This window comes from Enterococcus timonensis, assembly GCF_900104595.1.
Taxonomy (GTDB): Bacteria; Bacillota; Bacilli; order Lactobacillales; family Enterococcaceae; genus Enterococcus_J; species Enterococcus_J timonensis.
Map to the genome: position 1 here is coordinate 443,222 of NZ_FNVY01000004.1, position 16,205 is coordinate 459,426.

Consider the following 16,205-nt stretch of genomic DNA (forward strand, 5'->3'; position numbering starts at 1 on the left):
AATAGCCACGATTCCCTAAGTAAATTGGTTAGAGCATTTTTGTAGCAAATGCTTCAATGACCGTGTCGATCCATTCTTTTTTTTGTAACTGATCTAACCATTCAGCAGGAATTGATTCCAAGCCATAATAAATCCCGGCCAGTCCGCCACTTAATGAAGCAATAGTATCAGCGTCGCCACCAAGGTTAACAGCTTTTAACGTACAATCGGCATAATTGCGCCCAGAAAGAAAACTCCACAGGCTCGCTTCTAAAGTGTCTACAACATAGCCAGACGATTTTATTTCTTTGCGAGGTAACATGCCGAAATAAGTATTAAAAATGCGGGCAAAATACGCAGACTCTTGTTGGAAAGCCGGATTGCTTTGATAATAATCCCGCGCTTTTTTGAGTCCACTGGCCACCGCCGCTCCTTTAAAATGTTTTCCGCCATTTAATTTGGCAGTCATTAATTCATTAGCAATCACCAAATACAACCCACAAGCCATCAAATTACGAGGATGAGCATGGGTAATTCTAGCAAAATTATGAATCACATCATAGCTTTGAGGATCTGTGGCAAAATTGTCGCCAAATTTTTTCCGTAAATCAAATAATACGGGCATCATCCGCATCAAGGCACCATTTCCATTATCCGACTCGGCACTGCCACCGCAGCGTAAAGCGGTGAGTCCACCTTCGAAACGTGAAATAGCTCGCTCAGTACTAATACCAATATCAAAACAAATACCAAAAGGCGTGTACTCGCCTTGGCGCAACCAAGCTAAAAAGCGTGTCATCACATCATTAAAATCGTCATCATGTTCGGTCAAACTGACGATTGTAGCTAAACTCATGGATGAATCATCGGACCAAGTGCCCGCTGGTTGATTATGAGTACCAAAACTTCTTAAACCAGTCACCGGTTGCTTCGTTAAACGTTCTCGCGGCATAAATTCCACCGGCACACCCACGCTATCACCAAGAATACTTCCTAAAATCGCCGCTTGTAAAATATTTTTTTCCAATCATGCACCTTCTTTCTTGTCTACTTATTTATATTGTAGAAGATATTAGGTAGAAAGGCAAAAAGGAATGCCAAAAAAATGTGAATTCAATCTGGTGACAAAGGATTTATTTTTTTAAATGTCCAACTTTAGTCTGATGACCGAATTTTTTTCTTTAGGTATGATAAATCTATCAACCAACCAGTCATAAATTTGAAAGGACGAAAAATAATGGACAACACAAATCAAGGACACGGCTTTTTTTTGACCATGCTATTGGGTCTCCTGGCTCTTTCAATGAATTGGTACATGTTAAGCGCACTGTTTATTATTACGGGGGTCATTGTTCAAATTACCCTTTGGACCCAGCAGTTGGCAGCCAAAAAAGAAACAACGATTAAATAAGTAATAAATAGCGCGGCTCAAAATATCTGGTGGCAGTAATTATTTTTTGATTTCACTTTCAAAATCCAAATAACAACTCATTTTAAAAAAATTGAGAAACTTGTTTGGATTTTTTTACAAAAAAACGATAGCATATATTGAATGTTTTTGATATATATGCTATCATATATTTATGGAGAAACCACAATTTGAATTTTACACCCGCCAGAATGGACATAATGAATTTATTGAGTTTTTAAATAATCTTCCTGCAAAGGACCAACAAAAATTATTGGCAGTGATTAGCAACGTTCAAGAACATGGGCTATTAGTTGCACGTAGAATGAAATGGATAAAAAAATTGGAAGATAATTTATTTGAGTTACGGTCAGAATCCGGAAATAACATTCAACGAGGACTATACTTTCATGTGAAGGAAAATGAATTTGTTGTTACTCACGGTTTTACAAAAAAAACGCAAAAGACGCCGACAAGAGAAATAACTCATGCTTTAGAAATCAGAGATGAGTTTCAAAAAGGAGGGAATAACTGATGGCATCAATTAAATTTAATGATTATTTGTCTGAGCAGCTTAAGAATCCCGACTTTAAAAAGGGATTTGAAACAGAAGATTCTAAATTGAAAAGTGCTGTTGCTTTGTTCAAAGCAAGAGAAGAAGCTGGGTTATCTCAAAGAGAACTTGCTCAACTTGCTTCACTTCCTCAATCGACTATTGCACGAGTTGAAAGAGGCGATAATACTAGTTTTGATACGTTATCTAAAATTGCTTATGCCCTTGGAAAAAAATTAGAAGTGAATTTCATCTAGGTTATTTAAAAAAATTAGTGAGTATGAAGGCTGAAAATGTATAATACATTAGGCAAAATTGATGTATAAGAAAATAATTTTGTATAGAAAAGAGTAAAAGTCCAATGAGCAGCAAGTCAGACTTGTTGCTTTTTTTATGCATTTATTTTGGAAAATAAGGTGCAGACTAGCGACAAGTAAGTTATAATGGGCACAATGCATCACAATTTTTTTAAAGGAGCGTTTGACTATGCAAAAAGTTCGTAAAGCAATTATTCCAGCAGCAGGTTTGGGGACACGGTTTTTACCGGCCACTAAAGCCATTGCCAAAGAAATGTTACCGATTGTAGATAAACCAACGATTCAATTTATTGTCGAAGAAGCGATTGCTTCAGGAATTGAGGATATTTTAGTCATCACCGGTAAAGGAAAACGGCCAATTGAAGATCACTTTGACGCCAATTTAGAATTGGAACAAAATTTGCGGGCTAAAGGAAAAAAAGAATTGCTAGCTTTAGTTGAAGAAACGACGGCTATTAAATTGCATTTTATCCGCCAAAAACATCCGCGGGGCTTAGGCGATGCAGTATTGCAAGCAAAAGCTTTTGTGGGCAATGAACCATTTGTCGTGATGTTAGGCGATGACTTGATGGAAGACACGATCCCATTGACCAAACAATTAATGAATGATTTTGATGTGACTCAATCTTCGACTTTGGCAGTAATGAAAGTGCCTCACGAAGAAACATCTCGCTACGGCATTATTAATCCTTCCGGCAAAATCGAAAAAGGATTGTACAATGTGACCGACTTTGTGGAAAAACCAACGCCAGAAGAGGCGCCTAGTGATTTGGCAATTATTGGTCGTTATTTATTAAAACCTGAAATTTTTGAAATTTTGGAGCACCAAGCACCAGGCGCTGGTGGCGAAATTCAATTAACAGATGCGATTAATACTTTAAATAACACGCAGCGGGTTTTTGCGCGAGAATTTTTGGGACAACGCTATGATGTCGGGGACAAATTAGGGTTTGTGGAAACCAATATTTTATACGGATTGAAGCATCCAGAAATTAAAGATGATTTGAAAAAGTTTTTAATTTCATTAGTTGCTGAAATGGATACCGAAAAAAAATAAATAAAAAAGACGAAACTTAAAACGAGTTTCGTCTTTTTCTTGGCGGAAAGTCCTAATTTTAGTATAATTAAATTAAGGAGCTTAACAAAAATTTAAAAATTAATTAGAAAGTGGGAAGGACTATGCGAAGGCAGAGGCGCAGAAAAAAGCGAATTATATTTTATGGTATCGTAGCCGGACTTGTGGTATTTTTGGCGGCCTTTAGTCTGTATTTAGGTGTGTTCGCTACTAAGAATGTTAGTGGCGCCGAAGATTTGCACACTCGCTATGTTGCTTTAAGTGAAAAAGTCAGCCAGTTTTATGACACGGATCAAAAAGATTTTTTAGCTGAAAATCTCACCGCTCACCAATTAGAAAATGCCCAAAAATCGTTGCGGAATTTGAAAATAAAAGAAAATGAAATTGCTCAACTGACACTTAAAAATGATGATCGTGGATTTCTAACCCAATCAGAAGGTTTGCGAAGTAGCGTTTTGGAAGATTTGACTATGATTGAAAAGAAGTTCAATGCTCAATTGGATACGAATTTACTTTTTGAAGAAGTGGCGTTAACCGGGAGTCGTTTGACAAACGGTGTGCCTTTGATAGATATTATTACTGCCAAAGGTTTTTTGACGGTGACTGATGGTTTTGAAGCTAATTTTCAAGGAGTTAGTGATGGATGGACGGTGGCGATTCGCAGTTTATTTAAAGAAGGAGCCAATCAATTGGCGGCCATCACGCAGGCAAAAAGATTGTTGACAGCTTACAGTCAAGATCAAAATCCTGATAATCATGCCACAGCGAAAGCTCAGATTGAAAAAATTGCCAACGAAAAAGTTCGGGACAAATTATTAGCCGAATTAGGTGATCCAACTTCGATTGTAGCAGACGAAATCGCGACACCGGAAGAAGAAGCTGCGCTAGAAGACTTGCAAAAGCCAGCTGAAATTATACCGAATAGACCAATAGTTCCAGGTCCAATTGAAAATAATAGCGATAACTCTTCTTCGACAAATAATTCAGAATCGAATAGTTCAAGCTCCAATAGTTCAAGCTCAAATAATTCCGGTTCCAATAATTCAAGTTCAAACAATTCCGACTCAAGTAGTTCTGAATCGAACAACTCAAGTTCAGAGAATTCTACTACACCGCCAAGCACTTCGACTCCGCCAAGCACCACGCCAGAAGAATCATTGCCGCCAGTAACTGAACCTGATCCCGGAGAAAATCCAGAACCTAATCCAGATTCCGGTACAAATGGTTCCAGCACCAGTGAGGGCAGCTATGAATCATTGGTGGAAACTGGGGATTAAGTAAGCTAAAAAAATTGTGAACTCGTCTTAAAACAAATAATTGTTCCACGTAATATTTAGCGAAATTAAAGTTGTCAGACATTTTTTTAAACGAAAAATGTCTGGCAATTTTTTTTGAAAATTTTTCAAAGTGTTCTTCATTAAATTTATGGCAAAGTGAGACTTAAAAAAAGAAAAATTTCCCGGTTTTATAGCCTACAAGTAGTTTATTTTAGCTTTATACGGTATACTTTTGAAGTGAGGAATTTTAGTGAGAAAGTAGGAAAACAGATGATATTAATTACCGGTGGAAATGGTCAACTTGGGACCGAATTGCAACATTTATTAACAGAAAAAAATGAACGGTTCATCGCAACGGACGTTTCAGAATTAGATATTACTGATCGCGCGGCAACTTTTGAATATATTGAAAAATTGCGGCCAGAAGTTATCTATCATTGTGCGGCTTATACGGCAGTGGACAAAGCCGAAGACGAAGGAAAAGCGCTAGACGAAAAAATCAATGTCGATGGCACTTGCAATGTTTCAGAAGCAGCGGCAAAAGTTGGTGCTAAACTTGTTTACATTTCTACAGATTATGTTTTTGATGGCACGAAAAAAGATGACGAATATGAAGTTGATGACAAACCAAATCCATTAAATGAATATGGTCGTACTAAGTTAATGGGTGAAGTGGCGGTTCGCGCATCAGGGGCTTCTTATTATATTATTCGCACTAGCTGGGTCTTTGGTTTGTACGGGAAAAATTTTGTTTTCACTATGCAAAATCTAGCAAAAAACCACGATACTTTAACCGTGGTTGACGATCAAGTCGGCCGGCCAACTTGGACTCGAACGTTAGCTGAGTTTATGACATATGCAGTGGAAAAAGAAATTCCGCTTGGGATATATCATCTTTCAAATGACAATAGCTGTTCTTGGTATGAATTTGCTAAAGAAATTTTGAAAGACACTGATGTAACAGTGAAGCCAGTCATGAGCGCCGAATTTCCACAAAAAGCTCGTCGTCCCCAATATTCAGTCATGAGCTTAGAAAAAACAAAAAAAACCGGTTTTGTCATTCCAACATGGCAAGAAGCTTTAGCAAAAATGATTGCCTTGCAAAAATAAAAGATAAATCTTTAAAAAATGAACGTCATCTGATTTTTTAGATGACGTTCATTTTTTTTGGCGTAGTAATTGGTTTTCTAACTAGCAGCTTTTTTCAAATAAAAAAAAGACAAATTCTAGAAAAAATAAACATTTTTCGTAAAGTAAAAGTTTGTTATAACAGAATTTTCTCGAATCTCCTTGAAAAGACTAGCTTTTAAAAAAATTTAGCTCACGAATTCTAAAAAAAAGTGAAAACTTGATTTTTTTTTACTTGTTTTATCCCTTATGCTTAGCTTGTAAAAAATAAAGGAGGGATTCATCATGTCAAGCAAAAAATTATTGGGCAGCCTGTTGTTGTCCGCTATCGCATTAGGAAGTTTTGTTTCTGTTAGTCAAGCTGCAGGGAAATCAACGACTACTGGAGATATTACTTTTACTGAAGCCACGGGTCCAGTTGATCCATTAGATCCAACTGATCCAACGAAACCAATTGACCCAGAAGATCCAGGCAATCCTCCGACTGGCCAAGTTGGACCGTTGACATTGGACGTGGCACCAAACTTACCATTTGGCACTCATGAAATTACTGGTAATGCCATCAAAGCAACGGTTGATACTGAAAAAAATGATTCACCGTATATCCAAGTTTCTGACCGTCGTGGCGCTAACGCTGACGGAAAAGGTCAAGGTTGGCATTTGACGGTGGCCATCAGTGATTTCACAAATAGCACACAAACTTTGCAAGGAACACAATTAAGTTTTAATGGTACCGGAAATGTTTTACCACACACAAGCTCAGCCACTGCCGCCGAAGCTCCTCTTTCTAAAGAAATTAAGGGCTTGGATAAAACAGATGGAGAAGTTTTAATCTGGGATGCAGCTGTTGGACAAGGGATTGGCTCTTGGGTAGATGTTTACAGTCCAGAAAATATTACGTTAGACGTACCAAATCCTGCACTTGGGACTTATAATGCTACGTTAACCTGGAATTTAACAGCTGGGCCAGCAGCTTAATAATTGAAGGGGAGGAAATTTTCTCCCCTTTTTTTTCAAGGGGGAATTACCATGAAGAACAAAAAAATAAAATGGTTGTTGCTTATCGTCTTAGGCTTGATGAGTTGGAGTATTAGTTTGCCAGTATCAGCGGAGGAGAATGTTGCTAATTTTGGAGTGAAACCAATTTTACCTGATAATCAAATGGAAAATATTGGTGGCTATTTTGATTTAATTGTCACACCAGATCTGGAACAAACCTTACAAATTGAAATTTCCAATTCATCAGACGAAGATCGCGTTTTTGAAGTTCAAATCAATCCGGCCATGACAAGTGACGGCGGAACAATTGATTATAGTCAAACAGAACCACGCTTAGATGATTCACTGCCATTTGATATTCGCCAATTTTTGACTGTTACACAAAATGAAATCGAAATTCCAGCGCATCAGTCAATCGTTGTGCCGGTAAAATTAGTTATCCCGACAGAAAAATTTTCTGGGCGCGTATTAGCTGGGATTCATGTGCTGCCAAAAGATATTAGTACGACAAATAGCAAGGATGAAAATTCGCTGGAAATTAATAATCGGTTTGCTTATAACATTGCCGTGTCCTTAAGAGAAGAGCTAACAATAATTGAACCAGATTTAAAATTATTAGAAGGACAAGTTAGCGCAGTGAATGCCAGTCCTGCTGTTCAATTTCTTTTTCAAAATCCAATGGGAACAATTATTCCTAATCTTGTTTTTACTAGCACCGTTTATTATGATGATCAATTGTATATTGATAATACGTCAAAAGAATTTTTAGTTGCGCCAAATTCAAATTTTCATCTGAATCTTGATTTGGCTGGAGACAAGGCGAAAGCTGGCGATTATCACGCTGAAATTGTGGCCAAATCTGGTGACCAATACGAGTGGCATTTTACTTATGATTTTTCCATTGCCAAAAAGCAAGCCGATGAAGTGAATGAAAGTTCGATTTTTGCCGTGAAAGATAATCATTTTCCATGGTTGACTTTATTGTTGGTGGTGGCGATTGTGATTTTACTATTTTTGATTTTCTTCTTGATTTTCTGGAAGCGCCGGAAAAAAGAAGAGGATGAGGTGGAAACAGCAACCCATTAAGGAGGGCTTCCTCATGAAAAAAATTTTTAATGGTGGCAGGCCTTTGGTGTTGCTGGCAATAATCAGTCTCTGTTTATTCGGATTCGGGTCATTGGTTGCAGCTGTCGATACCGAATCGGGAATTACTTTTGTGGAAGGTTCAGAACCAAGCGAACCGACAGAACCAAGTGAACCCACAGAGCCAAGCGAACCAGGAAAGCCAACTGAGCCAACGACGCCAGGACAACCTACTACGCCAACAAAACCCGTCACGCCAGAAAAACCCAATCATCACTTGCCGCAAACCGGTAGTGTAGAACAAAATTTTTTGTGGTTAGTTTTAATTATTTTACTGGTCATTTTATTTATAATTTTGTGGAAACGGAAAAAGGAGGATGAAGACGATGAGAAAAATCATTCTTAAAAAAATGAACTTGCTTTCGATAGTCATCATCTTGAGTTCGCTGTTCACTGTCTTTTTTTCCATTCCGCAAAAAATTAGTGCTGTTGGATCATCTGTTCCCGATATTACTTACGATAAAGATACGTATGAAAATATTACGCCAACAAACGGAACGGCTGGGGGCATCACTGCTGGTAATTTTGATCAGCTAACTGGTGCTAACCAAACGCCTACTTTAGATGTTAATTATACTACCGATAGTTCTGATGATCCGTGGCAAGGTGGATTTTTAAATCTCACTTGGACGAACCACGTAAAATTGACTACCAGTTTTTGGGACCCATTAAATACAAACATAAGAAACTATGGATTTGCATTTGCCGGGATTATTAATTTGCCAAAAGAACTTTTGACGAGTGATGTGCTAAAAGCCCTTGACTGGTCCAGCGCGAAGCTCGCGATTAGTAATGCTAATATTTCTTTAGATAGCTCGAGTTTAATGTCTGCAGGAAATCATGCCTTGCGTTTTGGACTAGGAAATTGGGATTACGATAACAGTATGGGAATTTACAATAACATCTCTAACAAAAATGATATTGTTATGAAGTTAACTCTAAAAATCGATGTTACTAAGTTAACTGCCGATGGAAATAAATTTGATACGAGTCCCGGTAAAATTTTAAGTAAGGGGAAATTAACCCCAGCCTTATTGCGAAAAGAAGCATTTTCAGTCGCATTTTATGATGCCAGTAATGTGGTGCAAGATCGAAACGCACTAGTATTGCCTGGTGGTCGTTTCTATCCGAAGTTAACCAATGGCATACCAAGTCCAATCCCAGCTACAACCGCCACGAAAGATCTCCCCACTTGGAATAGTTATATTTCACCGTGGGATAACAATGGAAAATATAATAATTTAGCTGACACGGCCGAATATGTAGACGGAGTTAATAAAAATTTGGCCGGAACGACTAGTAATCGAACAGTGACTTTAGATTTATTAGAAGGAAGTTTTGCGCAACTTCCTGTTAATCGCTTCAATCGCGTGGTTAATTTTTTTACTGGGAAAAATGAAACTGCCGGCAGCACATTGACCCACGCACCACTTTCGACAACGGGTTTAAATCAAGGAACAAAAATTATTTATCGCGGTAGTGATCTTACCGGAACGCTACTATCACCGGTTGGACTGACCGTTTTAGAAAAATATTCTTTAGATGCAACAGTTACGCCGACTAATCTTACGCCGAACACGACCAATTTTGGCTTACTGATTCCTAGTAAAATTTTTGAAGTGAAAGCCGATTGGAAAGCTACCAGTTTGCGCCAAGGAGAAATTCGTTATCGCTTGTTTAATGCCGCCAGTCAATTGTTAGTTTCTGGTTTTACCGATCAATTATTTTCGGAAATTAAAAATCCGCTAGGCTCCAGCAATATATTTCCTGCCTCAACGCAAATGCCAGCACTGGCCACTGGACAATATTATTTTGATTACAAATTAGTTGACCCGGCATTAAACAGTGCCTATCCAGCAAGTGCGTATCAATGGGCCTCAAGTGCTGGGATAACCAAACTTCCGCTAATTACAGTAGCAGATTTTCCGCAAATTTCAGCGACAGCGCAAGTGACAAATTTACAAACGAACCAAACTGGAACGGCGATCACTGGTTATTTAGGGCAAACGGTTCGGCAAACGAATACGTTTACCTTAGATGTTCTTGGAAATCCCTTGGCCGATACAAAAGTAACGGTGACTTTGCCAGCGAATACGGAATTTGTTGCCGGTTCATTAAAAATTAACGGCAATGCGCGCACAGAAATTGTTACGGCAACGGGGACGAGTATTTCCGTTGGGGCGATGACAAAAGTGGGACAAACACACACCGTGACCTTTGATTATGTGGTGAAAAATAGTCCGACGAATGTTATCACGACGATTCCAGCTAAACACAGCGGCAATCTTGTGGTGCCAACCAATATTAAAGTTCCTCTGACGGATGTTCTTTCGCCAGTAAATACAATCACCACACCTAAAGATGTTTTAGAATTAATTAGCGTGCCGGATAAAATTAGTTTTGGCGTCCATGAGGTTCCAGCGACCAATGCTCAATATACTGGTGTTGGTCCCGGACAAATTAAAGTTTACAACTCAAGAAGTATCACAACGCCATGGCAAATTTCTGCAACTTTAACGAAAGAATTTCAAACAGCTAGCGGTCAAAAATTAGTCAACGCCTTGTCATATCAAATCGGTAATGTTTCAAAAAATTTAGTCTTGAATCAAACGACGCCACTTTATAGTAATGCCGGAGTTGATCAAGGCGAAATTACTTTAAATAGTAGCAATGCTGATCAATTTAAGATGAGTTTAAATCCTGGGGCCGCAGTTCAAGTCGGTGTTCCATACCAAGCGGAGATTACTTGGGAACTCACCGCCGGACCGACCCAATAAAAAAATGGCACCAACTTAATTTGTCCCCCTTAAAAAAATGAAGCCGTGAGCTTAGCCCACAGCTTCATTTTTATTTTGTTTTCATCAATATTATTCAGCTTTTCTTAATTTAGAAAATAAACATTTATTGAACGACGGCCAGATCACTAACAATCTGATCAAGGAAATCTGTTTCCCATAAAATAATTTCAATTTGTTTCTTAAAAGAATCCAAGACCCCCGTATGAAATGTTTTGGGAAGAGCGGCTGTAGATAGACCTAAATTTTCTAAAAAATTGCAACGTTCTTTTCTCGTTGATAAAATTTTTCCGGAAGTAAAGGCGGGGAAAAGTTTTTCGGGTCGTTTTAAGGCAAACGCGAGGGGAATCAGTTGTTTAACTTCGGCGGTAAAATTTTTTGGTCGGCAAAATAAAAATAAGCTTGATTCATTAGAAAACCTCCTTTTTGTAAATGATATCAGAAAACGATTTATTTTGCATGAAAATGAGGATTAAATTGTCGAAAAAACGAGATTCTAAAAGCTTTAATAAAGCAAGAAACATGCGAAATGAAATATCCAGTTGAAAAATCATTTCCACTAATGTTAAACTAAGGAAAAACAGGGTGATTTTTAGGGGGAAATAAGGATGGAACTTTTTCATTTGCTGGAAAAAAATGAGCAACGACAAATAAAAATTTTTCAGTTTCTACTAAAACAACCCCGTGTTTCGGAAAAGGAAATCTCTCAGCGCTTGAAAATTGATCGGTCAACAATTCGTGAAGATGTTGATGGATTGAGTGGACATTTAATGCCATTTGCCGATAAATTACAAGTATTTTATGATGATAATCAGCTGTTACTGCACCGTTTGGGAAATGTTTCGGCCTCTGATATTTATTATGAATACTTAAAAGAGTCGGTAAAATATATCATTTTAATGAATTTATTGGAACACGGCAGCTTCCAGCGCTAAAAATTATTGACGGAGTTAAATCTTTCGCAAGCGACCTTCACACGGCGGGTAAAAGAATTGAATGAAGATTTGGTTGAGTTTCATGTGCAAATTAAAAATGGACGAATGAAAGGTCCCGAACTTCAAGTGCGTTATTTTTATTTTCAGCTATTATTGTTTGGCCGGCCGTATTTAGTAAATCTTCAACAGTTTTCCCAGAATGCACATGATCAAATTTTGACTTTTTTAAACAAACAATTTAACTTTCCTTATACGCAAGATGGCAAAATCAAGTTTGAAATTTGGCTCTATATTTTACAAAAACGATTACGTTATGGACGTCATGAAACGTTAGATTATCGAGATTTACCAGTTCATTTGCTTCAAGAAAGTAATTTTATTTCTTTAATGCAAAATACATTGTTGCGCTTTGCGTTGCAGTCGGCTTTTGCTTGGAATCAGTATGAATCGTTGATTTTTTACTTGTTTATGATTAGTAGTTTCACGTTGGATACTACCAATCATTTTGTCCAGGACTTTTTGTTACAGGAAAAAAATAATGATACTTTGGTGAACGGTTTGACTGAGCAATTTGAAAATACGATGGCTCATTTTTTGCCTTTTTATACTTTTTCCAAAGATTTTAGTCGGAAAATTAACTTAAACGTTAGCCAAAATCATTTTCGGCTAGTGTATATGCGCGGGTGGATTTCAGTTTTTGGTCGGATTGGTCTCCAGGATCGCTTGGCGCATTTTGAAGATCAAAACTTGCTTAATCTTTGCCAAACATTGACGGATAATTCGTTAAATTATTTAAAATTATCCCAACAAGACCGCGATTTTTCTCAAGTGGAATTATTTGGTCGATATGCGTCGATTTTGCAATTAATTTTTAAAGAAGTCGAGCTGCGTTTGCAAATTGCTTGTGATTTTCCTTATGAGCGCTTGATGCAAGATATTGTCATTGAGATGGTGCGGGAGCGCTTGATCAATTCGGTGAAGTGGGATCTGATGAAATACGATGCCAGCAGTCGTTATGATGTGATTTTATCTTCGCAAATTAAAGAATATCCTAACGCCCATCAAGCTAAAATTTTTGTTATGTTAAGTAATGAATTTGATTTTGATTTTCCTTATTTAAATGAATTATTAAAAGCGACTTATTTAGAAAAAATGCAAGAACGGATGCGGCAAGTGCCCGAATTTCCACTGGAGGCACCACTTTCATAAAATAACGACGCCAAGATTTTCCTAAAGCAAAATTTATCCAGCGACTCGCTTAAAGTGGTATACTAGTTCTCGTGGCAATTTACGGGCTCTTTGTCAAATAGGACTGATTGACATCCATTTTAAAAACAGGCAATGAAAAGGCAAACTTTTCGTTGCCTGTTTTTCGTTATTTTATTTCTATTAAACCGTTCAGTAGAAAGATTCTAATTTTTGTGTTGGTATAAGATTTAAAGCCGTAGAGATTTCGTTTCAGTGTCTTAATGTGGGTGTTTTTGGCTTCGATCTTCCCGTTTGAATAGGGATATTTCATTGCGTTCCTAATACCTGTTTCGTAAGTCATTAAGTGTACCAAGATATGTCTAAAATCTTCATCAAGTTCAAGTGGAAGGTTCTGTAATATATCGAAAAATTCCGTATCATCTTTCCGCCTTATAGCATCAGTCAGGCTGTGGAAGCAATCATAAGCAAGCCTTAGGGCTGATGAATAAGAAAGCAGTCGATCAAGCATCATCTGTTCTGTTAGAAGTGGAAATCTTGGTGTTGGAAAGCTTCGCCAAGATTTATAAGTACTAATATCTATATTTTGACTATTTTTTAAGAAGCGTCTCCAGTTACTTTTAATTTTTCTGGCAGCTGATTTATTGCCATTAGTCATGAGATGTTTAAACTCTCGAACTCGAAACTCATTAAAAGCATCATTAAGTCGTTTGATAATATGAAACCGATCAATAATAAGTTCAGCATTCTTAAACACCTTAGGAATAAGCTGAAAATAGGCAGCATTCATGTCTGTGACGATAAATCTTACCCTTTCACAGTCGGGACTTTTCTTAAAATGGTCAACAAGATAATCTAGTTTTTTACTCGGTAGAATATCTACTAATTTTCCGCTTTCTCCGTCGGCACAGATAAATGTCATCTTATCTTCTACAGAAAGGTGAGATTTAAATTCATCGACCATTAATACCTTTGGAAGAGCAATACCTTCATCCCCAGGGATGTAGTCCTCTAGAGAACGCAAAAGTCGAAGTACTGTATTGACTGAAACACTACATAGTTTAGCGATTAAGGTAGCTGATATCTTTTCTTTTAACAGACTTAGAATTTTTAGTTTAACGTGGGTAGCAATAAAGCAAAATTCATCGACTAGCTGTGTTTGGAGTGTCCAAAAACTTTTGCAAGAACGACAAGCAAATCTTTGCTTTGCCAATCTCATTACCGTTGGAAGAAATTGATAGGGCTCGAACCTTAAGACACTTTTTTTAAAGCCATTTTTTACGATATTTCTTTTTTTCTCTTCGCCAATGGCGGAGCAACCACAGTTGAGACAACGATCAGGAGAATTAGTAAGCCGCGCCTCAATCACCATTGTATTAGTATGATTTATCATCTCTTGATGACTAGAAAGGATAGTTAAATCTTTCTCTGTAATTCTTAGTAAATCTTTGATATCATTAGTCATGGCATATCGTCCTCTTTTCTGGTTTTGTGTGGTAACTTTATCTTAACAGAGAACGATATGTTTTTTAATATAACCAAAAATTGGACTGGTAGAATTTTTTAAAATTCTATCAGTCCAATAAAGTATAGCGCCAAAATTTGCGTCAAAAGAAGACCTCGACAAAATCAATGCTGATTTTGTTGGGGTCTTTTTGTGTTATCTGGAGAACTATTAGTCGTAAACTTGTTGTTTTGATACAAAAATGATTTGGAGAACGTTGTCCTCCGTGTCAAAAATTTCAACGCTGTGAGCCAAGCCCTGAGCCAAGCCCTGAGCCAAGAAGGGCACTTGTCTCATGCCTTGTCAGTATTCTAAGCTCCACAAAGCGGTCGCTAATAATACTGTCACGGCGTTAAATTTTTTCCACGTCGGCCAACTTAAACCTCGCATACATCATTAATTTTGTTTGGAGAGGGTGACGAGTAAAGATAGTTTGGCAGTATTAATGTGACTACGTATAAATGTTGGCTAAATCGGCACAATTATTTGGCAAATTAACATTTTCCACAGGCTCGACTTGTAAAGGTTATCGTATTCATGAATGTACAAAAATAGTCAAAATGAATCAACCACAAAACAATCTTTATTCGTCACCATACCAAAAACAAAATGTTTCACCTTGTGTGATGTAGTAGACCGTGGTGATCATTAGGCGTTCCGTAGTGGTAGGATGCTTAGCGACCGTTTTTTGGAGCTTAGCATCCTAATGAAGCTGAGACAAAGTGATTTTCTTTGGCTCAGCTGAGGTCCATTACGGATAACGACGAAGAGCATCCGGGCTACGCTAACACCAACAAATCAACGATTTGGCTTTTATTGTTTTGACCTTTTTCATTTTGACCTTTCTTTTATTTTGATTTTTCTTTTTCCTTTTGACTTAAGATTCATTTTACATAACCTTTACAAACACCTGCTAACGGATTTTACAAACGTTGCTTATGATAAGGCTGTAACACAACGATGTAAAAAAATGGAGGAACACAGATGAAATGGAGAAAATTTTTACCACTAATAGCTGGAGCAGCGCTAATTTTGGGCGCTTGTGGCAATAAAAGTAAGGCCAGTGCGACGTCCGAAAAAGCTGACGGCGGCGCGATTTCCGTGGTGACCCGCGAAGAAGGTTCGGGGACGCGCGGGGCGTTTATCGAACTCTTTGGCCTTGAAGAAAAAAATGCGGCCGGGGAAAAAATCGACCACACGAGCACCAAAGCAGAAGTAACCAACAGCACTTCAGTGATGTTGACGACGGTTGCCGGCAACAAAAACGCGCTCGGTTACGTGTCGCTCGGTTCGTTGACCAAACAAGTGAAGGCGGTCAAAATTGACGGCGTTTTGCCAACAGTTGAAACAGTCAAAGATGGCAGCTACACCATTTCGCGGCCGTTTAATATCGTGCAAAAGAAAACCGATAACCCGGTAGCGCAAGAGTTCGTGGCGTTCATTTTAAGCAAAGAGGGCCAAGCGGTCGTTGAAAAAAATGGCTACATCTCAAAAGGTGCCGACAAGAATTTCATGAGCGTCGTGCCCGCAGGAAAAATTACCGTGGCCGGCTCGTCATCCATTACACCGGTGATGGAAAAATTGAAGGAAGCTTACCTCGAAATTAACGCCAAAGCGACCATCGACATTCAACAAAGCGACTCGTCAACTGGTGTGAGCGCCACGCAAGACGGCGTGGCCGACATCGGCATGGTTTCACGCGAGCTGAAAGACACTGAAAAAGGGTTGCAAGCAACTGTGATCGCTCTCGATGGCATTGCGGTTATCGTGAATCCTGACCAAGCCAAAGCAGCACTAACCAAAGACGACGTGAAAGCCATTTACAGCGGCGACACGACGGACTGGGGCAACATTAAATAAAGCACGACCGTTCACAATCAGGCGGG

General features: G+C 38.2%; 15 protein-coding genes. 13 read left to right on the forward strand and 2 right to left on the reverse strand.

The window, feature by feature from the left end; translation table 11 throughout:
• Nucleotides 1-28: 28 nt before the first annotated feature.
• Nucleotides 29-1,006, reverse strand: a complete 978-nt coding sequence (locus BQ5341_RS06765) for an ADP-ribosylglycohydrolase family protein (protein WP_071131261.1) — start codon at nucleotides 1,004-1,006, stop codon at nucleotides 29-31.
• Between the two features lie 210 nt (nucleotides 1,007-1,216).
• Between BQ5341_RS06765 and BQ5341_RS10500 the strand changes: the two genes are divergently transcribed.
• The 12 genes from BQ5341_RS10500 to BQ5341_RS10680 all read left to right on the forward strand — a co-directional run bounded on the left by BQ5341_RS10500 (nucleotide 1,217) and on the right by BQ5341_RS10680 (nucleotide 12,818).
• The gene (locus BQ5341_RS10500; protein ID WP_158661753.1) at nucleotides 1,217-1,390 is read left to right on the forward strand and encodes a hypothetical protein; all 174 of its coding nucleotides are present in this window, start codon (nucleotides 1,217-1,219) and stop codon (nucleotides 1,388-1,390) included.
• Nucleotides 1,391-1,562: 172 nt separating this feature from the next.
• The gene (locus BQ5341_RS06770) at nucleotides 1,563-1,922 is read left to right on the forward strand and encodes a type II toxin-antitoxin system RelE/ParE family toxin (RefSeq protein WP_071131262.1); all 360 of its coding nucleotides are present in this window, start codon (nucleotides 1,563-1,565) and stop codon (nucleotides 1,920-1,922) included.
• Nucleotides 1,922-2,197: a helix-turn-helix domain-containing protein gene (locus BQ5341_RS06775; RefSeq protein ID WP_071131263.1), complete on the forward strand. Its 276-nt coding sequence runs from the start codon at nucleotides 1,922-1,924 to the stop codon at nucleotides 2,195-2,197. The genes BQ5341_RS06770 and BQ5341_RS06775 overlap by 1 nt, the downstream gene beginning before the upstream one ends.
• A gap of 229 nt (nucleotides 2,198-2,426) precedes the next feature.
• On the forward strand, nucleotides 2,427-3,314 hold the full coding sequence (gene galU, locus BQ5341_RS06780; protein WP_071131264.1) for a UTP--glucose-1-phosphate uridylyltransferase GalU: 888 nt from the start codon (nucleotides 2,427-2,429) through the stop codon (nucleotides 3,312-3,314).
• A gap of 122 nt (nucleotides 3,315-3,436) precedes the next feature.
• Complete coding sequence (locus BQ5341_RS06785; protein WP_158661754.1) at nucleotides 3,437-4,609, forward strand: hypothetical protein; 1,173 nt, start codon at nucleotides 3,437-3,439, stop codon at nucleotides 4,607-4,609.
• Between the two features lie 270 nt (nucleotides 4,610-4,879).
• On the forward strand, nucleotides 4,880-5,719 hold the full coding sequence (gene rfbD / locus BQ5341_RS06790; RefSeq protein ID WP_071131266.1) for a dTDP-4-dehydrorhamnose reductase: 840 nt from the start codon (nucleotides 4,880-4,882) through the stop codon (nucleotides 5,717-5,719).
• A 303-nt stretch (nucleotides 5,720-6,022) separates the two neighbouring features.
• The gene (locus BQ5341_RS06795; protein ID WP_071131267.1) at nucleotides 6,023-6,715 is read left to right on the forward strand and encodes a WxL domain-containing protein; all 693 of its coding nucleotides are present in this window, start codon (nucleotides 6,023-6,025) and stop codon (nucleotides 6,713-6,715) included.
• A gap of 51 nt (nucleotides 6,716-6,766) precedes the next feature.
• Nucleotides 6,767-7,822, forward strand: a complete 1,056-nt coding sequence (locus tag BQ5341_RS06800; RefSeq protein ID WP_235836382.1) for a WxLIP family cell surface protein — start codon at nucleotides 6,767-6,769, stop codon at nucleotides 7,820-7,822.
• 13 nt (nucleotides 7,823-7,835) lie between these two features.
• Nucleotides 7,836-8,225, forward strand: a complete 390-nt coding sequence (locus BQ5341_RS06805) for an EF2685/EF0750 family sortase-dependent surface protein (RefSeq protein WP_071131268.1) — start codon at nucleotides 7,836-7,838, stop codon at nucleotides 8,223-8,225.
• On the forward strand, nucleotides 8,206-10,656 hold the full coding sequence (locus BQ5341_RS06810) for a hypothetical protein (protein ID WP_083378628.1): 2,451 nt from the start codon (nucleotides 8,206-8,208) through the stop codon (nucleotides 10,654-10,656). The genes BQ5341_RS06805 and BQ5341_RS06810 overlap by 20 nt, the downstream gene beginning before the upstream one ends.
• A gap of 626 nt (nucleotides 10,657-11,282) precedes the next feature.
• Nucleotides 11,283-11,609 carry an HTH domain-containing protein gene (locus tag BQ5341_RS10675; RefSeq protein ID WP_106396184.1) on the forward strand — a complete coding sequence of 109 codons (327 nt, stop codon included), beginning with the start codon at nucleotides 11,283-11,285 and terminating at the stop codon, nucleotides 11,607-11,609.
• Nucleotides 11,610-11,615: 6 nt separating this feature from the next.
• Nucleotides 11,616-12,818: a helix-turn-helix domain-containing protein gene (locus BQ5341_RS10680; RefSeq protein ID WP_106396185.1), complete on the forward strand. Its 1,203-nt coding sequence runs from the start codon at nucleotides 11,616-11,618 to the stop codon at nucleotides 12,816-12,818.
• Between the two features lie 166 nt (nucleotides 12,819-12,984).
• Here BQ5341_RS10680 and BQ5341_RS06825 read toward each other — a convergent pair whose 3' ends face one another.
• Nucleotides 12,985-14,280 carry an ISL3 family transposase gene (locus tag BQ5341_RS06825; RefSeq protein WP_071131270.1) on the reverse strand — a complete coding sequence of 432 codons (1,296 nt, stop codon included), beginning with the start codon at nucleotides 14,278-14,280 and terminating at the stop codon, nucleotides 12,985-12,987.
• Nucleotides 14,281-15,303: 1,023 nt separating this feature from the next.
• On the opposite strand from BQ5341_RS06825, the gene BQ5341_RS06830 reads away from it, so the two are divergent.
• Complete coding sequence (locus BQ5341_RS06830) at nucleotides 15,304-16,179, forward strand: substrate-binding domain-containing protein (protein WP_071131271.1); 876 nt, start codon at nucleotides 15,304-15,306, stop codon at nucleotides 16,177-16,179.
• Nucleotides 16,180-16,205 lie beyond the last annotated feature (26 nt).